Origin of the sequence: Agarivorans gilvus (genome assembly GCF_001420915.1) — a bacterium.
In the GTDB taxonomy this organism is placed as follows: Bacteria; Pseudomonadota; Gammaproteobacteria; order Enterobacterales; family Celerinatantimonadaceae; genus Agarivorans; species Agarivorans gilvus.
In genome coordinates, this window is record NZ_CP013021.1 from 3,421,294 (window position 1) to 3,443,133 (window position 21,840).

The following is a 21,840-nucleotide window of genomic DNA, read 5'->3' on the forward strand; positions in this document are numbered from 1 at the left end:
CAAAAAGACCAAAATAAATAACGTGATAGTTACGGCAAAAGTTTTTCGTTTCTTAAAGATGAACATTATCTAATGTCGCTCCTTGTTTTGACCTGCCTGTATCGAAAATAGTAATCGGCTCTAGCAATACCTTCTCACCACTAACTTTCTTCTCTGATGAAAGCCCTCGACTTATAATACCGTTGCGCCTCCTGCTACTATTTGCTTTGCCTTTACTACTAGCTTCTTCAACCATCACTTTAGCGTGATAGCTATAAACCAACTTCATGCCGCTAAATACCGCTTTACCTGCCATAGAGGGTTGGTTGTTGATTTCAGTAGCATAAGCGGAAAATAACAGGCCAACGCCTTGCGCTCCTTCGGCGCCTTCTGCTTTTATTTCACTGCCAATTTGTACGCTAATAATAAATACTTCTACCTTTGCGTCGGTTACCGCTTTTAGGCTAATGCCTATACCCGCCTCAACTTTGCTTGCATCTGCGCCCTGAGTAGGTAAGCAACGGCCATCGGGTTTAAATTCCCAACCCAGTAGAGAGTCTACTCGCCCATCCATGCTTAGCTCTATCTCTACATTAGCGCTGGCTTTCACTTTGCCGTTGCCGAGTTTTACTCCCTCTTTAGTGGCTTTTCTCGCTTCTAGAATGGGGTCGGCCAGCTTGCCTGGAAATACTCTTTTAATAACGGCGGTAATTACATCACAGCTAAAGCTAAAGCCAATTAGGGGTTCAAATTTCAGGTCTAAATTGCCTTGTAAGCCTACATCGGGGCTGGCCTCCCGTTCAGCGAGCTTGAGCCCTCCACCAATGCTTAATTTAGGAGCGCTAAAGCCTGATTTAAATATTTCATAGCCATGACCGTTTTCGGCTTGCCCAACCAGAGATTTAACTTGTTGGATAATGCTGTTTAGTTGGTTTAAAAAATTTGAAAAACTATTGTTAGCTGAGGCGGTTTCTAGTGACCATTCAGATGCGCCCATTTTTCCTTTTAAGGACGAGGTGACTTCCCACTTGTTTACATAGCCTAGTGTTAAGCGTCCATCCCATTGATAAGGATCATAAGCGTGCACCTCTGCTGAAGATTGTCCAGAGCTACAACCTTGCGCTTTGAGTTGATAGCTTTGATAAGAGTCATACCCGTTGCTTATAGAGCCAATAAAGTCCTTTAAGTTAGCAACGTTTCGCCCACTGCTGGATGGTGCGTTTACCGAAAATTTAAAATTGCTCGCTTTCTTGGTAACGGCTATATCAGGACCGGTGACATTGATGCTTGGACATATTGAGCTGCCATTAGCACAGGAACCTTGTTGTTTCACAGTGATGCTGTCTTTACCTACCACCGCAAACCGCATTTTAGGGTTATCTGCTTGGGGTTTAAGAACATCAAATTCGTAGCCTCTCTTAGAGTGTCCGCAACTAATACTAAAGGCTGTTCGGTGGCATTCTGGTGTGATATCTGCCACTGTTTGAGGATTAAGGCCTGCGCTTGCTAAATTAGGGTATGGCTCGGTATTTGGTGCAGTACAGAGTGAGTCTTCAGCATATATGGCAGCGGGGACGCCATCTGTGTATCCTCCACGACCAAGTGAAGTCTCTTCACTTCTTGGGGCCGTTTGTGCCTTAGACGCTTGCGATGCAGAAGTGGCAGCAATGGGAATAGCACCCGTAGCGCTTGTTGGTGGCATAGGCGCAAAATTATTGCCTTTTAGTACTTTTATTTCACCGCTAACCATCGCATTGCTTAGCCAAGCGATTTTTTGTTGTTCACTCTTGTGGTGAGTCATGCAATCGCCAGACAGCTGAAAGTACAGCTTGTTTAAGTCGAATTGATGCCCCAAGTGCGACTGTGGTTTTTCAGTAAGGATTGTGCCCAATGAATATCTATCCGTTGGGTTACCAACTCACCTAGATTCGGCGAATGATTTAGTTGTCTGGGTAGAAATATGAAAGACTGGCCAAAAACATCCACTAACAGTGTTTGATTGAATACAGATTGCTCGATAGGGTTAGTGTTTAAATACATTCTTATCCCCTAAACCGTCCTTAGTTTGAACTGTCCTAGACATGCGACTCCCTGTCTGTTTGGCTGTTTAATATTGACTCCAAAGTCAATAGTGAGGGGATGCTATCAGGCTAGTAATAAGTTAGTCAACATAGATGTCTAAATATGTTTAACACTACTGTAAATGGTTTGCCAAAGCTTTGGGATGAGTGATGATTTTTTGTTTAACCAAGGCATGCTAGAGCTGTTTAAAGACATTGCTAAGCGCCATGCTGAAGGGGCGCTTTAAACTGAATTAAAGACTCGTAGGCTTTTGCGCTTGGGTTTCATTCTTGCCATTGGATTGAGTCGCTCTTCCCATTATTAGCTAACTTTGTAGCATCGGCTATTCTGCTATTTAAGAGCTTTTCAGTAAGGCTCTAGCTTCTTCATCACTCAACTCTTTGCCTACATGCACCACCACCTTATGGGCGCCTGAACTCAAGGCCAATTCTTTGAAAATCCGCTGTTCCACTTCCGATAATCCACCTTCTACCATCGCCATGGGATGAATTAATACTTTGGCACTTTTCTTAAGCAGTGCCTTTGGCTGAAGCTGTTTGATGAGAGTGGCTAGCAGCGGCGCAGCTACTGAAAACTGGCCCACTAACAGCCGCTCGGTGGTAAATGGGCTGGGCGCGCTGAGGGTTTTCCAGCCTTCGTTTAAAGCGAGGTTTTTCGCTGCAAAACGGCGTTGTTTCCTAAATCAGATTGAACTAACTCAGCAGTCGCGGATCTGATCTGTATCTATATCTGTCGGGTCACCAAATATGGGTAAAGCGAAAGGCAACATCACCAACTGGAAGCAGTACAACAGTGCACTGAAGCAACGCGGCTCATTGACCTTCTGGATGGATGAGAAAGCCATAGAACTATGGAATAACACTGAGCGCAGTGGTCGTCGAGGGCGCAGCCAAACTTACAGTGACACCGCTATCGCAACTGCGCTGATGATTAAAGGCGTATTTAAGTTACCACTGCGTGCTCTTGAAGGCTTCATCAACTCATTGTTTCGCCTGCTCAAGGTCGACTTAAAATCTCCCGATTACAGTTGTATAAGCAAGCGAGCAAAGACTGTTGAAGTCAACTATCGCCTACCTAGCCAAGGTCAAGCGGCTCACCTCGTTATCGATGCTACAGGTCTTAAGGTGTTTGGCGAAGGAGAGTGGAAGGTGCGTAAACACGGCGCTGAAAAGCGTCGAGTCTGGCGAAAACTGCATATGGCAGTAGATGCCCAGAGCCATCAGATAGTGAGTGCTGAGGTCTCGATGGACTGGGTTCACGATAGTGAAGTGTTACCCACCTTGTTGAGACCGCTGCGGCGCAAAGTGAAAGCAGTAAGCGCTGATGGTGCCTATGACACACGGCAGAGCTATCAAGAAGTACAACGTAAGAAGGCTGTTGCACTAATCCCTCCACGCAAGAATGCAGGTATGTGGGAAGCGGGTCACCCACGGAACGTTGCAGTAAAAGCCTTGAAGCAAGGTGAGTTGGAAAACTGGAAACGGGACAATGCTTACCATCTTCGTTCACTATCGGAGACGGCGATGTATCGTTTCAAACAACTGCTTAGCGACAAGTTGAGTCTACGTTGTTACAACGCCCAAGTCGGCGAAATCATGGCCGGAGTGTGCGCGTTGAACAAAATGAGCAGGCTAGGTATGCCTGTTCGTCAGCTAGCTGAATAAAGAGGAAAACGCCTTGAGGTTACTGCGTTCGTTGCACTGAATTGATCAACAAGGCCGTTTGGTTATGTAATGAATTAATAGTTTTTTGTAATAATTCATTAATTCGCCCAAAATCTTTGGCTGTTGCAGGATGGCGAATACAGGTGATAATCGAAAGCACAATAAATTCCTTTTTAGTGGCCTTAATTTCCTTTATTTCTTACTAAGGCTAAAGCTTCTTTGACTGAATTCTTATCTAGCATATTAATTAAGGCTAAGTAACTTAGGCCGCCAACAGCAATCTGTACTATTAAATTAAGCGCTAGATTGTGGAAGCTTATTGATTTTACTAAATAAACCATGCATAGCATTCCGGCTCCAGCCAGCACTGGTGGGATGAAGCATTTAATCAACAGATTAAAAGGCGTGCTGAGTATTCGGCTATTACGCCAAGCCACGAGCATATAGCCAAGTGGATAAGCGCATAACCAAGCAAACGCGAGCCCTGTTGCTCCAAAACGCGCACCGATATTTATACTGACAAACATAACAGCAATCATAATACAGAGATTTATTAGCATATGCTTGACGCGCCTCAAGCTTTTTAACGCTGGCCCGAATAGTTCCTCACTGAAGCGTAGCGGCATTATAATCAGCATAATGGCAGTGGGTATAATTGCTCCTTGCCATTTATCGCCAAGTAATAAGGGAATGACGACATCGATTACAGAAGCTAAACCCCAAAAAATCGGTAAGGTAAAGCCAATACACAGGCGTTGTACTTTAAGTACATATTTAGCGATCAGTGTGCCTTGGTCTTGTATTTGCGCATAAGCCGGGAAGGCAACTTGGCGAAGTAGGGGCATTATTTTTTTCTGTGGCGTCAGGGCTACCTGTAAGCCAATGGCATACAGGCCTATCTCTGCTGGCGTCATTAATCTCCCGCCAATTGCCACATCCATATTGGTAAACACATAAAATAACATTGATAGTACAGATAGCAGTATACCGAACCTTAGCATACCTCTAATTTGATCGGTCCTGAAGCTGGGAAAGAAAAGAGTGGGTTTAGTGAGGAATGTTAAAATACAGCGTAGAACGTTGTTAAGTAATTCACCATAAACTAGGGACCATAATCCAAAATCTGAGTAGGCCATTACTAGTGTAACTATGGCGGCGATAATGTTAGAAGTGGCAGCAATCAATGATACTTGTTTAAATTCCATATTTTTCGCCAACAAGGCTGCGGGGATCACCTCAAAGGCTAAAAATAAAAAACACCAAGCGTTAATTTTTAGAACCTCACTGACCGTGTTTGATTGATAGTAAGCAGCAACGGGCTCAGCTAAACCATACTGGATGAGGAAAAAAGCGCTATGACTGAGAATGATTGCTCCAAACATTTGTTTAAGAACTACTTGGTTTAAGTCTTTTCGTTGAATAATAGAAGCGGTAAATAACGAGCTAAGAATAATGATGAAAAAACCAGATAAAACAGCCGACATAGCAACTACGCCATAATCGACCGGGCTTAGGATGCGAATCACCCAAAAGGTTATTGCCCAACGTAGTACTTGAGTAACTATTTTTCCCAGCGCCACCCATTTTAGAGAGCGCATTACTTGATGTTTTATAGCAGTGCTTGGTCTTGTGTTACTCATTTTGCTCTCTCAAAGAGCATTCTTTTTATGAATTGGTTTTTTAAAAGTGTTTTTTTAATTAATTTTTTTGTCTTTGTTTTAATTCTTTTGGGCGTATTTATTAATAATAATAATGTGGCTTTGATGTATAAATGTTTCGGGAATCTTGTTTTTTTATACTTTGAATATTGCATTATTTCTTTATGTAGAGGGTTTTTGCTAAAAATCATATTGGTGATGAATTTGTTTTTATTGTCAAAGTAAGTTGACAGCTTAAATACGCCTGCGTAGAGTTGAAGGTTGCCACTCAACTCTAATGTTAAAAGTGTTCTCATACATTTTGAACATTTTGAGCAGTTATCGGCTTTCTCTTTAGACAAAACACACACATCCAAATATTTATAGCTTTGAGTTAATCTAGAAACTTTTAAGGTTTTTTCCACCCTTGTATATTCACTTCCTACGGACAGCATAGTTAAACTTTCAGTGGCTATTAGTGGTAAAATGAATGCGTCAGCAAAAGCTATGTCGTAAGTTTTTTCGACTTTTAATGCTTCGTAGCTATAAGCGGAAGAATATAGGTAAAACTTAAGGATAGGCTGTAAAAGAAGCGCTACTGAAGCATTACGAAGAGTATGGGTAAGCTGAAAATCTAACTTGCCAGCATAAAAATTTTCTACATTAGAGTTTACTTTAAATAAAGGGAGTTTTAACTCTGAAGCTGCAGATTTTAGTTTGTTAAAGCGTGAATTAAATAATTGTGTCGCCTTATCTTTACCGTGTGATCCGACATTGCTAAAAAGTAAATGTGAAATCTTTAATTGCTTAGGAGCGTTGTTTTGATAATAATCACTAAGGGTGCTATAGGAATCTATCCCTGCCGAGAAACCTGTTGCTACACCTAATGATCCCGTTGGTGTGCTCGTGGTTTTTTTGGCTGTTATAGAGATTTTTTTTAATTTAGGCATAAGGCTGCAAAGAATATTTTGCAGAGGGCCTTTAACGTTAAAAAGTAGCCTTTCCGATAAAGGCCCATGAATAACTATATCTTGCCCTTTAAGCATCGCTGGGATAAGAAGGGCTATAAGTGCAGCATCGCAACTACTGCTTAGTTTCTCGTTATGTTCGGCTTGTAAGTTGAACCATAGTGATGTTGATATTCCATTTTGTTCAATACGAGCTTCGTATTTTAACCCATCGTCTTGGTATAACTTTGGTGCGTAGATTTGCATGTTCATTATTTCCATAACCTCAATCAAGTTTCTGAGCTATATAAATTCCATCAAGTAGCTCTTGATCTGCCTCGCCGATTTTTTATGAGGTGTTTTTTCAACGGTTTTATCCCCGAACTACGATATAAGTCGCCTTTAATCACGGAAATAGAAAAGCCGCTGTATATTAACTATTAATAATTTTTCCGCAATTATTGAGTAATAACCCTTTGGGTTGCTCTGTACGATAGAGATCATGCTCGGTGACCAGTAGCATTAGGTCGGCCCATTGTTCAGCTTGCTTCAAGCTATTTAGTTTAGGGCATTTCCAATTGCTGACATAAGGGTCATGGTAGGCCACATCTACATTAGCTTGCTTAAGTTCCGTTAATATGGCTTCAGCAGGTGTTTCGCGGCAGTCATCTACATTAGGTTTGTAAGCTACACCAAGTAGGGCAACTTTTTTACCTTTAGTTTTAGCGAGTTCGGTTAACACTTTTCTCGCTATATCTATAGGTCGTTGATCATTGATTTTTCTGGCATGGCGAACGAAGTCTCCCGCTTTAGTGTTTTCAACTAAAAACCACGGGTCTATAGGAATACAGTGACCACCAACTCCAGCTCCTGGAGTCAGTATATTTACCCGAGGGTGACGGTTTGCTAGTTGTATGGTTTCAAACACATCAATGCCAATTTCATCTGAAATGGCTGCCAGCTCGTTAGCAAAGGCAATATTGATGTCTCGAGAGGTGTTTTCGACTAATTTCACGCATTCGGCAGTGGTGCAGTTAGTAGAGAAAAACTCACCTTTAACGAAGCTAGAGTATAATCTCTGAGCCAATCTTCCTGCGGATTTTGATGGCGAACCTATAATTCGGTCATTATGCACTAACTCATGAAGTGTTTGCCCCGGAATTGCTCGTTCGGGCAGTGTACGACTTCAACATTTAAGCCCTTATCTCGAAAAATATTACTGACTAATTTTGACGTTCCTGGTGCTATTGTAGACTCGATAATGACTAATTGACCATTTTGAGCAACATCTAGAATACTATCTACTGCACTTAACACGTAACTTAGATCACAGCGCCCTTCTTTGTGTGGCGTAGGGACCGCTATTAAATAAATATCAGAGCTGCTTACTTGGGTACTAGCACGGAAATGTTTAGTAGCAATTACTTTATTGAGCAGTTCGTCTAAGCCTGGTTCGTCAAAAATATTGATGGCTTGGTTAATACTAGCTACTTTATTATGATTTAGATCTACACCAGTTACATTTATTCCAGACTCGGCAATAAGGCAAGAAATAGGTAAGCCCATGTAACCTAAACCAATTACGGTAACACTTAAATCTTGGTTGTCTTGATTGCGTTTTTCTGGATTGGTTACCGAGATTTGTTGGATTGCATCAATAATTTTTTCGGCCACATTACCTTCACCAAATGGGTTTTGCCAATGGTATTCGCTATGGTTTCGCCAAGCTTCTATGGCGGCAAGGGCTTTATCTAAACTTCGACCAACTAATACATTCGCGCCTACTTCGATTGTTTCTGGTCGTTCTGTATTTTCCCTCAAGGTGACACAAGGAATCCGCAACATACAAGCTTCTTCTTGAATCCCCCCGAGTCTGTCATAATTAGAGCGGCATTTTTTTGCAATTGAATAAAGTCTAAGTAACCCAAAGGGGGCGTTAAGATGATTTTTTCATCTAATGTGATAGCATATTCTTCTATTTTTTTTCTTGTTCTTGGGTGAATAGGCCAAACAACTTTTTCTTGGTATTTATTAGCAATATGAGTGACTATATTGACTAAAGAGACCAAGTGGGATTCTACGTCAACGTTAGAAGCTCGGTGGGCTGTTAATAGCAAATAGTTATTAGGCTCAATCGCGAGACTGGATAAAATAGTACTGTTCTTTTCGGCTAAAGGAATGTGCTGGAATAAGGCATCTGAGATAGTATTACCAACCTCGTAAATTTTTTCTTTGGCGATCCCTTCATCGGCTAATACTTTGCTTTGATTTTTTGACACTGAAAAAAGAAAGTCACTCATATGGTCGGTGAGTACTCGATTTGTCTCTTCGGGCATTGACTTATCGTAACTGCGTAAGCCTGCTTCTATATGTCCGACCTTTATATTTAACTTGGAGGCTGCTAATGCACCCGCTAGAACCGTATTAGTATCCCCTTGGACGAGGACCAAGTCAGGCTTCTCTTGTTCTAGGATGGGCTCTATTTTTATCAGAATGTTGCCAGTTTGGTTACTGTGCAAGCCTGAACCAACGTGGAGGTTGTAATTAGGTGTTGGAAGAGATAATTCTTGGAAGAAGATATCGTCCATCTCTGGGGAATAGTGTTGGTTTGAATGGATAATGATAAATGGGATAGCGCGTTGCTGACACACTCTAATGACCGGAGCCATTTTTATAATTTCAGGTCGCGTCCCTACAATAATCGCAATTTTCACTTTATTTCCTTACAGTGAATTTTCCAAGGCATCAGCAAACCAGTGCTTCGCTGCTGTTTGATAATATACTAGACTTTACTCAAAAAAACGATTTGTAACCATAGAGTTTTTTAAGGGACTGAGTTTGTTTATTTTCATGTTGTATGTACACTCGAAGATATGAACTGAATTGATATTTCCATGTTTTTGTTGAGGGATAGCTGTGTCTTGGTAAGATATAGTTTATAAAGGATTATAAAATGAAAGTGTTACATGTGTTGGAGTATTCTCGACCCAATATTAGTGGTTATTCGTCCCGCTCTGACGCCATAATTAAGCACCAGCGAAGAGCTGGCATTGATACTTGTCAGATGACCAGCCAACGTTATCAAGACTTCGAACAGGAGCTTGAACATGCCGACGGCCTCGATTACTACCGAACCCAATCTTCTAAAAGCTTGCTTAGCAAAATTCCGTTAGTTAGTTACATTGACTATATCTTGCATTTATCTAGACGGATTGAATTTGTTGTTGAGCGAGAGCAACCTGAACTCATTCAGGCTCATTCACCAATGTTTAATGGTTTTGCTGCCAGTATTGTGGCACGCAAGTTCAATATTCCAGTAGCCTATGAAGTGAGAGCGTTGTGGGAAGATGCTGCTGTAGATACCGGGAAAGCAAAAGAAGGAGGTGTAAGGTATCGAATTATTCGTGCAGTAGAGCAGATGGTATTTAAACGAGTTAATTCGGTAAGTTGTATCTGCGAAGGGTTGCGTAGCGAGGTCGTGTCTAGGGGAATTGACGCTGGTAAAGTATTTGTTACTCCTAATGCAGTTGACATTGAAAATTTTACACAGTCTTTTGTAAAAGATGGCCAGTTAGAACAAGAACTAGGTTTGGGTGATAAAAAAGTGTTGGCTTTTATTGGTTCTTTTTTTAAGTATGAAGGACTGCAGTTAGCAATAGAGGCGTGTGCGCTATTAAAGCAACAGCGTTCTGATATCCATCTGTTATTAGTGGGGAGCGGAAACGATGAACCAACCTTAAAACGCTTGGTCAAAGAACTTAATATTGATGAAATGGTGACCTTCACCGGCCGAGTGAGTTTTGAGCATGTTCAACGTTATTACAGTCTAGCTGACGTTATGGTATTTCCTCGCGAGAGCATTCGTTTAACAGAATTAGTCACGCCATTAAAACCCTTAGAGTCTATGGCACAAGGAATACCTGTTATAGCTTCGGATATTGGCGGTCATCGAGAGTTAATAGAGCATAATCACAATGGCCTACTGTTTGAACATGGCAATGCGGAAGCGTTGGCTACCACAGTACTAGATTTAATTGATAATTCGAACTTGACTGAAAAGCTGATTTCCAATGGTTTGTCATACGTTAAAAAAACTCGTAATTGGGATAACACTGGAAAAGTATATCTGCCTGTATATCAAACATTGATTTCTGAGCTGACACATGTCAAATAAAGCAAAATTACTAATTGTTACAAACTTATACCCTGTTCCTTGGGCTCCTAATCGTGCTTCATTTAATGCTCAGCAATTTGCTCAATTGGAACAGTATTTTGAAGTGTCTATCCTAGTGTTTGTACCTTGGCTAGAATGGTTGCGACATCGAAAACAATGCCAAACGACGACTTCGTTAAAATATTTACCTTACTTTTATTTACCTAAAGTTGGCCGCAAACTTTATCCATTTTTCCAAGGTTTAGCTTTGAGCTTAAATAGTCGTTGGATAAGAGCTAAAGCTCCCAACATAGTGTTGGCTTCTTGGGGCTATCCTGATGCAGTAGCGGTTATGAGGTTTTTTTCTAAACTCAATCAAACTTGTTTTATAAAGGTGCATGGCACTGATGTGAATGGAAACTTCAAATTTGCAGAGCGTAAACGACAAATGGTGAATGCAATGAAGCAAGCTGAAATGGTGTTTTGCCCCAGTTTGGCTTTAGCGAAACGGCTGCTCGATGAGTCTGTTGACCCCGATAAAGTTGTAACTATCTACAATGGTGTCGATAGAAAGATTTTTTTCCCTGGAGATAAGCGAGCAAATCGTTTGGTATTTGTTGGCAACATCATAAAGACGAAAGGCGTATTGGAATTGTATCAAGCTTTCAAGTTTATCCACCATAAACGGCCTTTATTAACATTAGAATGGGTTGGTGAGGGAAGCTTACGTAAGCAATTGGAAGAGCAAGCAAAGCAAGATGGTTTAGGTAGTAAAGTAATTTTTCATGGGAGCTTACCGTTGATAAAAGTAGCGGATATAGTAAGGCATTCGCTATTACTGATATTACCTAGCTATCAAGAAGGTTTGCCCAACGTGTTGCTAGAAGCGTTTGCTTGTGGAACACCGGTGGTTGCTAGTGCGGTAGGGGGAATTCCTGAAATTGTGAATGATAAAACTGGTGTTTTAATTAATGAAATTTCAGCACCGGCTATTGCTGAAGCTGTTATTTACGCATTGGAACATGATTGGGACTATGCAGCATTAGAGGAATTTGCGAGCTCTTTCGATTGGCAACGTAATGCAAAACAAGTTGCCGATTATTTGAATAAAGCGATTAACTAACCTCTATGATTAATTTCAATAGCTGTCCAAACTCAGCCCATCGAGAAGTGTATGCATCTAATTAAATCTGATTTAAAACAAAAAAAACTTATATTTCAGCAGGATGGAGCAAACGTTAGCATGTTGCGCATATTGATGGCCGATGGCACCAGCGCCAACATTATTTATCGTTGGATGCGCTGGTGCGCTACTCATAACTTGGCTTTAATCGCCTACTTTTTCCAATGGCTGAATAAGTTTATCAATGGCTGTGTGATTGGCAGTGGTGCTGATTTTGGCCCCGGTTTTGTGATTATGCATCCGGTTGGAGTAGTGATTAACTCTAAAGTCAGTGGTGGCTCGAATATTACCGTGGAGAGCGGAGTGGTGATGGGCGATGAAAAGGGCCTATCACCGTGTTTAGGCTCCAATATTTTTGTCGGCACTGGTGCTAAAATTATTGGCCCACTTACGGTGGCTGACCATGTGAAGGTGGGGGCTAACGCGGTGTTAACTAAATCGGCGGAAGAGGGGCAAACCATGTTGGGGATCCCGGCCAAGCCCTATATCCCTAAACCCCAAGCGGAGCAGTAAATGGAATTGTTATTTTGGCTGTCGGTCGCTTTGATTGCTTATAGCTATGCTATTTACCCCTTGGTCTTGTTGATAGTGAGTGGTATTCAACAGGCTATGCGAGATACGCGCTATCTTTGGCGTCGTCGCGAACGTCGCTCAGAGGAAGCCAAGGTATGGCCCAATGTGTCGATTATTATCGCTGCTTACAACGAAGAGCAATGTCTACAGCAAAGGATAGATAACTTGCTGCAGCTTAGTTACCCCAAGGAAAAGCTAACTATTCATATCGGTTCCGACGGCAGTAGCGATGCCACGGCAAGAATTTTAATGGCGGTACAAGCGAGTCATTTTAGAGCGCATATTTTTGAGCAGAATCGCGGCAAAATTAATGTGTTAAACGATTTGGTTGCCTTAACTGACGATTCCATTTTGGTGATGTCAGATGCCAATACTCATTTTGAAACTGACGCCATAGAAAACCTAGTAAAACACTTTGATAGCCCAGAAGTGGGCGCTGTTTGCGGTGAGCTGCACCTCGTTGACTCGGAGTCTGCCGATAACAAAGACGGCATTTACTGGCGTTATGAGCAAATGCTCAAGTTTCATGAGTCGCGCATTGGTGCCTTGCTCGGAGCCAACGGTGCCATCTACGCGATTGCCAAGCCCTATTATCAAACCCTTCCGAGCAATACCATCGTTGATGATTTTATGATCGTGATGAACGTGTCGAAACAGGGCAAGCAGGTGGTGTACGAGCCCAACGCGGTGGCTTATGAAGAAGTCGCCCCTTCGTTACAAGATGAAGAGCAACGACGAGTGAGGATAGGTACGGGGAATTACCAAGCGTTTACTCGCTGCTTGTGGGCCTTAAATCCCTTACGCGGGGCGCGTTGTTTTGCGTATCTCAGCCATAAAGTGCTGCGCTGGTTCACTCCTCATTGCATGTTAGTGGCACTGTTAAGTAACCTATTGCTAGCGGCTCAGCCTGCCTATGCGGGTTTATTGCTAATTCAGTTGTTGGCCTATGGATTGGCGATGTGGGGTAAGCGTAAGAGTTCTCGAGGAGAAAGCCTGCCAGGTAGTTTGGCTTTTCTTACTTTTTTTGTATCGATGAATGTGGCGCTGTTTAAGGGCTTTTATTCATTTTTATTTAAAAATGTGCAAGGCACATGGCAAAGGACGTCACGGTGACAATAATTTTAGCCTTGGTTGTAGTACTGCTGCTAAGTCTAGCAGCAGTAGCCCTTATTATTCGTAAAAAGCAGATGCACCTATGGTTGCCACATTATTTGCAGCGCAAGTTTAGCCCAAGGGCTAAGCATCAAGGTCCCACTCATATTCTGTTTTGTTTTGTTGATCATTACGAACCGCAATGGGGTAAAAACATTAGCCTTGAGCAGGAACGGGCTAGGGTTGACCGCTGGTTTAACGACTATCCGCAAGTGGCCGGAAAACACCAAGACGCCGATGGCTGCTTTCCTAAGCATTCGTTCTTTTATCCGGAAGAAGAATACCGTTATGAGCACTTGGCTAAAATCGCTGATTTATGTGCTCGAGGCTTTGGTGAGATAGAAGTTCACCTGCACCACGAAGACGATACCAGTGACAATCTACGTAAAACCTTAGAAGGTTTTACCGAATTGCTGCATGAGAAGCATGGTGCATTTGTGCGCGATGAGCAAAGCGGTAAGCTGCAGTACGCTTTTATTCATGGCAACTGGACCTTAGATAATTCTCATCCTGAAGGCAAACTATGTGGGGTTAATGATGAGCTGATAGTGCTTAAAGAAACCGGGTGTTTTGTTGATTATACCTTCCCTTCGGCGCCGAGTATCACCCAGCCCGCTACGGTTAACTCTATTTATTACGCTAAAGACGATCCCGATGCACCTAAGTCTCACAACCGTGGCCAAATGGTAAAAGTGGGTGGCCAAGCATGGGGAGATTTAATGTTAATCAATGGGCCATTGGATCTAAATTGGAAGGTGCGCAAGAAAGGTATTTTCCCACAAATTGAGAATGCCGATGTACGTAGCAGCATGCCGCCTAGTGAAAGCCGCATCGATCTTTGGGTTAAGGCCAATATTCATGTACAAGGGCGGCCCGAGTGGCGCTTTATTAAGGTTCATACCCACGGTACTCAAGAAGCCGACATGCCGACCTTACTGGGTCAACCTTTTGAGCAAATGTGTGATTATTTGGAAAGCAAATATAACGATGGTGAGAACTACGTACTGCATTACGTATCGGCGCGTGAGATGTACAACATTGCCAAGGCTGCAGAGGCGGGTGAAAGCGGTAACCCAAACCAATATCGAGATTATATTGTAGGTTCACCGAGGTACAAAAGATATGAACCTAATGAGTAACTTCCGGGGGAGGCTAAAGCAGTACTTTACTTTTAAAGATTCGGTGTCTAAGCGATATGGTAATGGTCTGTATGTGTTTAATTATCATCGTATAGGTAACCCAGCTGATACAGAGTATGACCCAAACGTGTTTAGTTGTAGCGTAGATAATTTTGAGCAGCATTTAAGGTTTTACAAGTCTAATTTTTGCATGCTTGACGAAAATACATTACTCGAATTGTTTCGCGATAAATCTTACTTTGATAAGCCGTATGCGTTGATTACCTTTGATGATGGTTATGTGGACTGTTTTGATTATGCATTTCCTTTGTTGCTAAAACATAATTTGTCAGCTGTATTCTTTATTGTGACTGATTTTGTTGATGGGCGAGAACTTGCCTGGTGGGATAAAGTTGCTTATTTGTTGAAAAACACAACAGTTAAGCAAGTTCAGTTACCACACTGGAGTAAATCTTATCCTATAGTGCGGAGCAACATTGCCAAATCAATCAAAGGCATTCTTAAGGCCTTTAAGGATGATTCAAGCTTATCCATTAAAGATAAAGTCAGTTTTCTAGAACAAGCGTGTAATGTGGATTTGCCGCAAAAAGTAAGCTTGTACCTATCATGGCATCAAATTGAAGAAATGTTAACAGCGGGAATGGGAATTGGTTCTCATACATTAAGCCACCCCATTCTTTCGCATTTGTCGGATCTCGAACAGATGGAAGAATTGGCTAGCTCAAAAGTTAAACTATCTAAGGCCTTGGGTCAAACCCCAACTTTATTTTCGTATCCAGTAGGTAAAGCGGGAACGTATAACTCCGTATCTGAAGACTTAGTTAATAAATTGGATTACCAGCTAGCATTTGCTTTCAAGGGCGGGGTAAATACTCAGTTGGATATGTCTTTGCGATATAACATTGATAGAGTATCTGTTGATGGAGATAAATCAGTAGAAGAGTTAGCCCGTTTTATTTTTAAGGTGATTTGATACTAGTGAGCGAGGATTAGTAGATGAAAAATAGTGTATTGGGAGTGTTATTGCTTCTATTGTCGTTACCCAGTGTTGCAGTAATTTTGCCTTGGGAGCAGAGTGGAATGAGTAGAGATTCACCAAATTGGGCTAAGATCGAGCAGTCAAATGGCACTATTTGGGTTGTAAATGGTAGCTATAAAGGGACAGTGGAGACGGGCAGCTATGAATCTCCTTTTTCAACAATTAATAGTGCCTTAAAAAAAGCAAGACCTGGTGATGAAATTTGGATCGAACCGGGAATCTATGAAGAGCATGTTAGAATAAGAACCCCTAGAATTACTCTTCGCTCTACCGAGTTACATCAAGCCAAAATAACCCAACCTATTAATAATAAAAAGCAGCAGCAAACAATAAGAATTGACTATACAGCTTCGGGGACTAGATTGATTGACTTAGATATAAGTGGCGGCTATTTTTATGCTATATCTATGCATGTCAGTTGGAAGGGGGGTGGCAAGATGGTGTTTCTAAAGTCATTTTGTCTCGTAATTTAATACACGGAAGCGGCAGGGACGCAATAAAAATTAATCCTTATGTATGGGATGTATTAATAGAACGAAATCATATCTTTAATAGTGGCCTAAGAGATCCAAAGAATGCCGAAGGTATAGATGCTGTGAATGCCCATGGTATAACTATTCAAGATAATTACTTCCAAAATACAGCTACTAACTCCGTTTATGTTAAAGGTGGATCATCAGATGTTCTAATTCAACGAAACTTTGTTGTTAATGCTGGTGTTGCAGGTATATTAGCTGGCTTTGACACAAGTCCTGAGTTTTTTGATAAAAAAAGAAACCCTAAAATGTTTGAAGCAAGAAATGTACGAATTGAAAATAATGTTGTTATTGGTAGTAATGGGGCAGGAATAGGTGTTTACTCAGGTGAGAATATTAATATTAATAATAACACAGTATTAAATGCAGCAAAGAGTTATCATTCTCCTATTTATTTTGGCTTAAGCTTTCAAGATAAAGATCCTGAGGCTAAACGCTCTCCTAGCCGAAATGTATCGATATATAACAATATTTTTTCAACCATTAGGGATGATGATGTGGTCTTTGAAATAAGGTATTTACATCATCCAGAGCTAGGCCCCTTGTCTTCCTTAGTTGACTCTATCTCCTCCGATAATAATATATACATTTCTAAAGGGGGTGATATTTATTTTAATGATATGAGAGAGGGGGGGGGGCTAAATTTACTGGGCTAAATGAGTGGCGTAAACATTGTGACTGTGACTTTAACTCCGAAAAGGGATTGGTAGATGTTGAAATATCAAACGTTAAAGACATTCCATTTTTTAACAAATTATCTAATACTGGATTTTCTCCAAAGCTTGACTTTTATCAGAATGAAAGGACCACTAAAACTTCGGTTGGCGCTATAGATATCCCATTAACATCTAATTTAAAATAACATTATGAAAGTAGTTCACTTAGTTAGTAGCCTAAATTTAGGTGGTGCTGAACGTTTAGTTTATAACCTAGCTTTAGAGCAACAGAAACTCGGTATAGATGTAACGGTGATGTCATCAGGGAAAAAAAGTGACACATTTTATTCCATGTTACAGGCTCACAATATTGATGTCGTGCTTATCGAAGGGGCATTTTTACAAAGATTGTTGTTTGCCTTTAGACTGTTACGCAAGTTTAATATTGTTCATTTTCATTCTATCCCTCTAGTAAGAAGTTTGTCACCGATAATTCCTTGTTTAGTGAGCCAAAAAGTTATTTTTACCGTTCATGGAGAAACCTCTCCTAAAGCGCTAGGGATGAGGCTGTCTTTAGCATTCTCTCGTTTGTTTATGTTTAAAGTTCTTGCTGTGTCTGAAGCAATTAGACACTCTCTTAAGGACCGTTTTAATTACCCTGTTGATAGCATAGGGTTGATTGCTAATGGTGTGCCAATTGCTAAGGAAATTAAACCTTTCTTTAATACGCGCCCCTTAAGATTGGGTTTTGTTGGACGCTTGATTCCCTTAAAAAATGTACCCATGATAATCGAAGCCTTGTCAATATTAGACCACTCTTCTGTAGAATTAAATATTTTTGGCGATGGAGAGTGTAGAGGTGATTTGGAATGTTTGGCTTCAAAAAAAGGTGTGAATACAATATTTCATGGGAATGAGCCAAATCAAGAAAAAATATATAGAACGTTTGATTTACTCATTATCAGTTCTAATACAGAAGGGTTACCAATGGTGTTGCTTGAGTCTATGTCAAGAGGTATACCTGTGGTTTCAACTAATGTTGGTGCGATCTCTACAGTAGTGAAGCATAAAAAGAATGGATATTTAATAGAAGTTGGAGACGAGGCTAGCTTATCTAAGATTATTAGGGCGCTTCTTTTGAGTCCTGAAGTGCTAAGTTCTTGGAAAAAAGCGTCTTATGATTTAGTTCAGCAAGAGTATTCTATTGAAAAAATTGCCAAACGTTATTTGGAATTATATAAATAACCTGAGTTCGATTTAAGCCATCGCCATTAGCCCCGTTTTTTCGGTGTTGTTGATGTTTAGTAATGGCTTTTCTGGTTTTAGACAATACAATGAGGTCTCCCTGCAAGTTCAACGTAAAGCTATGTAAGTTTCGGTGACGAGAATGCTCTATCTGAGATATGTTTTTCAGTTGGTCATTGATTGTCTCGATGATGAATCTTTTCGACAGCATGGATCTATCCCAAGTAGTCAGAATTTTAGCCTTCGTGTTTTTGCGGTGAGTAGTTATTAGGGTAATGCTATCCTTTTTTAGTTCTGCTTAGCGCACTACTGATATAGCCTTTATCAGCATAGAGCCAGTCAAGTAACCCTTTCGATAACTCAAGCACCGGCTTTCTATCACCGTTATCAGCTTAGTCACAACAATATCACGAGGTGATTGGTGATGATGTGAAGCTTAACACTATAGAACGAGCCCATGGTCCCTTTCGCTCTCGCTGCAGTTCCTTTGAACACTTTATGTTTTGGTATACGCAGGTTATGGCAGACTTTAATACTTGTTGAATCAATGAATTAAACGCCTGTAGGTTCACCTTTTACGTGAGTAAAGAAAGAGCTCAATGGAACAAGTACCGACGGTATAATCTCCAAAAAGCGGGTATAGCTAAGCAGCGTTGGGAACTCATTTTTGTAGTAACGGTGAATAATACCAAGATAAAAGTTCTTAAAGTCACGTTGGTGCGACATATGGAAAGTAATCATGATGGTCATTGCTTCGCTTTCAGACATTCGGCTTTTGCGATTACGTTTACGCTTTTCAGTGTCAATTTTCAGTTTTCGCCACTGAGGTAGAAAAGTCTTACAAAAGTCGTCGACATGGCAGAATCGCTTAGTTAACTTTTTCATAGCTGGTTCCTTTGCGATGATTTCCTTTTTAGTCAAAAGACCTGATCGCGGAACCAGCTTTTAGTTCTCATTTATTTCCATCCCGAGTTCAGGTTAAATAGGCTTTAATTTAGTGCTAAGTTGTTGAACTGCGAGTTAATCTGTTTACGTATCTCTTCTTTTGTTAGCTCACAATCTTTTTTTATGCATAGGGCGCTTATGGCCAAAATAGCTGTACTGCGATTCCCATGCATTATATCGATCAGTTTTTGCCTTTTTAGAGCACTTTTTTGTGATCGTAATCCGCTGTTGCTAGCGTAGCTATAGCCTAATAATCCGGGATGATTACTTATAGAGCGGAAGAAAACAAAGTTTATCGCTTGCTCTTTCTCTACCCTGTAAATATGTAAATTTTCGGGTACCACGTTATTGAAATAATATGAAGCCTTGTTATCTAAGCCTAAGCCACTGAAGCGATATAACCATAACTGTAACTGTAATTGTTCAGCTTGGAGCTGGTATTGCTCTAGGCTTTGATATTTATCTATTAATAGCGGCGGATGTAAGCTGCTATTTATAGGTCCGGAAGCTTGATTTAACTTGTCTGCATCCAAGTTGGGCCAATCGATCATGCTGGGCGAGAAAATAGCTAATGCCAGCACTACAAATGCCAGCGAACGAGGCGCTGGCAGTGTTGAGGAAGGGGGGGGCTAGGTTCTGGCTTTTTAGGTAGGTCGCTAAGCTTGGCGCCTACATAGAAAGCTAAAATTAAATAAGGAATATACAAATACCAGCCTAGATCGTTATGGTCGTGGATGATATCGCTTTGCATTTGGGTTTGGTGGCCAATCAAAATAATCATGATGATGCGCACCCAGTTAACAATTAGAGCGCCAATTAGCCCGGCGACTAAAAACAGCGCCGCTTTCTTTACATTGCGAATATTGAAGTAAATATACAGCAAGCAAAGAAACAGTGAGGTAATAAAATACCGTAAGCCACTGCAGCCATTAGCTATCTCAAATTGGCCTGAGGGAATAGATACCACATTACCTTCAAAATAGCTGGGGATGCTGGTGTAGGACATCACCAGTTCTACCATGCTAGTGGATAGTTGCTGTAAGGGGGGAGATAGTATTCCCCAGATAGGGGTGGCAAATATCATCACCAAAGAATAAACATAGAGGCTGAATCTATGCTTGAAGATACTCAGTAAACTAAACAGTAAAATAAACGGCAGCAGCGCCCGTGCAGGAAGGCTGAATTGGGCTAAATAAAACAGTAACTCTAAGGCGAGACTAATAATCAGCAAGCCTAGCCATATACTCGAGGCTTGGCGAAATTGCAGTTGCTTACGGCAGTCGTAAAGCACATAAATTGCTACCAAAGGGATTAAAAACGCATGAGAGTATGTGCCGTCATCAAAGCTATATCTCCAAATATCTAATACCACTGGCCAAAATAAGCCGAGCAGAATGGCTGTGAGTAAAATCGCCACCGCCATTTCGATGAAGCCGCTATGGGCTTTGCTTTGTTCTTCAGTGGTAGACGGCGATTCCAAGGATTAGCGTCCTTTGCCAAATAAGATAATTTCAGCCGTGCGTACCAGTATCAGTAGGTCGAGTAAGAAGCTACGGTGTTTAATATAATACAGGTCAAACTTGAGCTTTTCTAAGGCGTCGGCTTCGGTACTGCCATAAGGGTATTTAAGTTGTGCCCAGCCGGTTAACCCCGGTTTCACGTTATGGCGCTGGTTGTAATAAGGTATCGATAGCACTAACTCTTTTACAAACGCAGGACGCTCAGGTCTTGGGCCAACAAAGCCCATATCGCCAACCAATACGTTATAAATTTGTGGTAGTTCGTCAACCCGGTATTTACGTATAAAGTTACCCACCCGAGTGACTCGAGGGTCTTTCTCTTGAGCCCATTTAGCGCCATCTTTCTCGGCATCGGTGCGCATCGAGCGAAACTTGTAAATATTAAAAGGCTGGCCGTTTAAACCAATACGCTCTTGGGAATACAGTACTGGCGCTTTAATGCCTTCCTCAAGTTTAATCATCAGCACGGTGATCAACATTAGTGGCCAAGTAAGAAATAATACGATTAGCCCCAAGAAGGTGTTGCATATCCAGTCTAATGAACTTCTTAAATAGTTGGTGGAATGGAAACCGTTACTGTAAATCACCCAAGAAGGGTAAATCAGGTTGACCGCTATTTGGCCTGATTCTCGCTCGATGAAGTCGATAATATCGGTAATTTCTACGCCGCGTAACTTACATAAAAATAAGCTATCTACCGGGAGGTTAGCACGTCGTTCATCGGCGGCGATGACGATTTCTTCAACCCCGTGAGTGAGAACAAAAGACTCCAAGGGTTGATCGAGTTCGATGATGGTTTCACGTTTGATGCCATCTTCAGAGTCGCCCTGCATTCTTACAAATCCGGCCATTTCAAAACTAACGCGGTCTGATTTGCGGCGCATTCGTTTTTCAATGATGCTGGCGCGCTCTCCGGCCCCCAATACTAAAATGCGTTTACGCCCCAGATGTTCGTAACGCATTTTTAAGGCAAAGTAACGAATGGTGGTTAAGCCGATTATCACCGTGGCATAGAGAACTTCTCTAAAGTTACCGGGAAATACGTTGAGAGGGGTTAATACGTAAACCACAGAAGAGATAAAGTAGCCTAGGGCAACACTCACCAGTAAACGACGTATTACCCCACGAAAGGTTTCACGGATTTTCTGGTTATACAAGCCAACTGACAATATTGACAGCTGTATGGGGAAAATAAATAGTGCACAGTGCAGCAGTAAGATGCCTTCGCCATAATTGGGAATATTTTTGAAGCCAGTGAAACGAAGTAATTCCACGCCAATCACAAATATACCAACAAGCAATAAAAACTCGGCAAGAATGACCGCTCTACTACCAGGATCTAGATTGTGAAATTTCGAACCAGCCACGCTTCTTCCTTGAAACAGATTGT

21 protein-coding genes and 2 pseudogenes are annotated in these 21,840 nt (G+C 41.4%); 10 read left to right on the forward strand and 13 right to left on the reverse strand.

Annotated features, from left to right (window positions below; genetic code table 11):
* Positions 1-52 precede the first annotated feature (52 nt).
* The 3 genes from AR383_RS16225 to AR383_RS16230 form a co-directional block, all read right to left on the reverse strand.
* Entirely contained in the window at positions 53-1,780 is a 1,728-nt protein-coding gene (locus AR383_RS16225; RefSeq protein ID WP_157051766.1) for a hypothetical protein, read from the reverse strand.
* Between the two features lie 32 nt (positions 1,781-1,812).
* A complete protein-coding gene (locus tag AR383_RS21605; protein ID WP_157051767.1) occupies positions 1,813-2,019 on the reverse strand; it encodes a hypothetical protein in 207 nt (68 codons plus the stop codon).
* Between the two features lie 376 nt (positions 2,020-2,395).
* A complete protein-coding gene (locus AR383_RS16230; protein WP_055732625.1) occupies positions 2,396-2,644 on the reverse strand; it encodes a hypothetical protein in 249 nt (82 codons plus the stop codon).
* A gap of 163 nt (positions 2,645-2,807) precedes the next feature.
* Between AR383_RS16230 and AR383_RS16235 the strand changes: the two genes are divergently transcribed.
* Positions 2,808-3,725, forward strand: coding sequence for an IS5 family transposase (locus tag AR383_RS16235; protein ID WP_055732624.1), 918 nt, complete (start codon positions 2,808-2,810; stop codon positions 3,723-3,725).
* 19 nt (positions 3,726-3,744) lie between these two features.
* Here AR383_RS16235 and AR383_RS21610 read toward each other — a convergent pair whose 3' ends face one another.
* The 6 genes and pseudogenes from AR383_RS21610 to wecB all read right to left on the reverse strand — a co-directional run.
* Positions 3,745-3,885: a hypothetical protein gene (locus tag AR383_RS21610; protein ID WP_157051768.1), complete on the reverse strand. Its 141-nt coding sequence runs from the start codon at positions 3,883-3,885 to the stop codon at positions 3,745-3,747.
* Positions 3,886-3,907: 22 nt separating this feature from the next.
* Complete coding sequence (locus AR383_RS16240) at positions 3,908-5,365, reverse strand: lipopolysaccharide biosynthesis protein (protein WP_083481652.1); 1,458 nt, start codon at positions 5,363-5,365, stop codon at positions 3,908-3,910.
* Entirely contained in the window at positions 5,362-6,576 is a 1,215-nt protein-coding gene (locus AR383_RS16245; protein WP_157051769.1) for a hypothetical protein, read from the reverse strand. The genes AR383_RS16240 and AR383_RS16245 overlap by 4 nt, the downstream gene beginning before the upstream one ends.
* Positions 6,577-6,742: 166 nt before the next feature.
* Positions 6,743-7,444, reverse strand: coding sequence for a nucleotide sugar dehydrogenase (locus AR383_RS22180; RefSeq protein ID WP_232304753.1), 702 nt, complete (start codon positions 7,442-7,444; stop codon positions 6,743-6,745).
* Positions 7,444-7,875, reverse strand: a complete 432-nt coding sequence (locus AR383_RS22720; protein WP_417858488.1) for an NAD(P)-binding domain-containing protein — start codon at positions 7,873-7,875, stop codon at positions 7,444-7,446. The genes AR383_RS22180 and AR383_RS22720 overlap by 1 nt, the downstream gene beginning before the upstream one ends.
* Before the next feature lie 141 nt (positions 7,876-8,016).
* Positions 8,017-8,978, reverse strand: a pseudogene (gene wecB, locus AR383_RS22190) (non-hydrolyzing UDP-N-acetylglucosamine 2-epimerase); the annotation flags it as partial.
* 284 nt (positions 8,979-9,262) lie between these two features.
* On the opposite strand from wecB, the gene AR383_RS16255 reads away from it, so the two are divergent.
* From AR383_RS16255 to AR383_RS16295, 9 genes are all read left to right on the forward strand, one after another.
* Positions 9,263-10,483: a TIGR04063 family PEP-CTERM/XrtA system glycosyltransferase gene (locus AR383_RS16255; protein WP_055734071.1), complete on the forward strand. Its 1,221-nt coding sequence runs from the start codon at positions 9,263-9,265 to the stop codon at positions 10,481-10,483.
* Positions 10,473-11,585, forward strand: a complete 1,113-nt coding sequence (locus AR383_RS16260) for a glycosyltransferase (RefSeq protein WP_055734072.1) — start codon at positions 10,473-10,475, stop codon at positions 11,583-11,585. The genes AR383_RS16255 and AR383_RS16260 overlap by 11 nt, the downstream gene beginning before the upstream one ends.
* 120 nt (positions 11,586-11,705) lie before the next feature.
* Positions 11,706-12,158, forward strand: coding sequence for a serine O-acetyltransferase (locus AR383_RS16265; RefSeq protein WP_229711191.1), 453 nt, complete (start codon positions 11,706-11,708; stop codon positions 12,156-12,158).
* Positions 12,159-13,331 (forward strand): glycosyltransferase family 2 protein, encoded by a 1,173-nt coding sequence (locus tag AR383_RS16270; protein WP_055734074.1) that lies wholly within the window; start codon positions 12,159-12,161, stop codon positions 13,329-13,331. It abuts the gene before it with no gap.
* The gene (locus AR383_RS16275; protein ID WP_229711189.1) at positions 13,328-14,509 is read left to right on the forward strand and encodes a hypothetical protein; all 1,182 of its coding nucleotides are present in this window, start codon (positions 13,328-13,330) and stop codon (positions 14,507-14,509) included. The genes AR383_RS16270 and AR383_RS16275 overlap by 4 nt, the downstream gene beginning before the upstream one ends.
* A gap of 73 nt (positions 14,510-14,582) precedes the next feature.
* Positions 14,583-15,482 (forward strand): polysaccharide deacetylase family protein, encoded by a 900-nt coding sequence (locus tag AR383_RS16280; RefSeq protein WP_188407446.1) that lies wholly within the window; start codon positions 14,583-14,585, stop codon positions 15,480-15,482.
* A 23-nt stretch (positions 15,483-15,505) separates the two neighbouring features.
* Positions 15,506-16,021 carry a hypothetical protein gene (locus AR383_RS16285; RefSeq protein WP_055734077.1) on the forward strand — a complete coding sequence of 172 codons (516 nt, stop codon included), beginning with the start codon at positions 15,506-15,508 and terminating at the stop codon, positions 16,019-16,021.
* The gene (locus AR383_RS16290; protein ID WP_198150163.1) at positions 15,967-16,740 is read left to right on the forward strand and encodes a right-handed parallel beta-helix repeat-containing protein; all 774 of its coding nucleotides are present in this window, start codon (positions 15,967-15,969) and stop codon (positions 16,738-16,740) included. Before AR383_RS16285 ends, AR383_RS16290 begins: the two co-directional genes overlap by 55 nt.
* A 210-nt stretch (positions 16,741-16,950) precedes the next feature.
* Entirely contained in the window at positions 16,951-17,985 is a 1,035-nt protein-coding gene (locus AR383_RS16295; RefSeq protein WP_055734079.1) for a glycosyltransferase family 4 protein, read from the forward strand.
* A gap of 12 nt (positions 17,986-17,997) precedes the next feature.
* On the opposite strand, the pseudogene AR383_RS21390 reads toward AR383_RS16295, so the two are convergent.
* From AR383_RS21390 to AR383_RS16315, 4 genes and pseudogenes are all read right to left on the reverse strand, one after another.
* Positions 17,998-18,870: pseudogene (locus tag AR383_RS21390) on the reverse strand (IS982 family transposase).
* Positions 18,871-18,974: 104 nt separating this feature from the next.
* On the reverse strand, positions 18,975-19,511 hold the full coding sequence (locus AR383_RS16305; RefSeq protein WP_055734080.1) for a hypothetical protein: 537 nt from the start codon (positions 19,509-19,511) through the stop codon (positions 18,975-18,977).
* The gene (gene xrt / locus AR383_RS16310) at positions 19,511-20,410 is read right to left on the reverse strand and encodes an exosortase (protein ID WP_055734081.1); all 900 of its coding nucleotides are present in this window, start codon (positions 20,408-20,410) and stop codon (positions 19,511-19,513) included. The genes AR383_RS16305 and xrt overlap by 1 nt, the downstream gene beginning before the upstream one ends.
* 3 nt (positions 20,411-20,413) lie before the next feature.
* Positions 20,414-21,817, reverse strand: a complete 1,404-nt coding sequence (locus AR383_RS16315) for a TIGR03013 family XrtA/PEP-CTERM system glycosyltransferase (protein ID WP_055734082.1) — start codon at positions 21,815-21,817, stop codon at positions 20,414-20,416.
* Positions 21,818-21,840 lie beyond the last annotated feature (23 nt).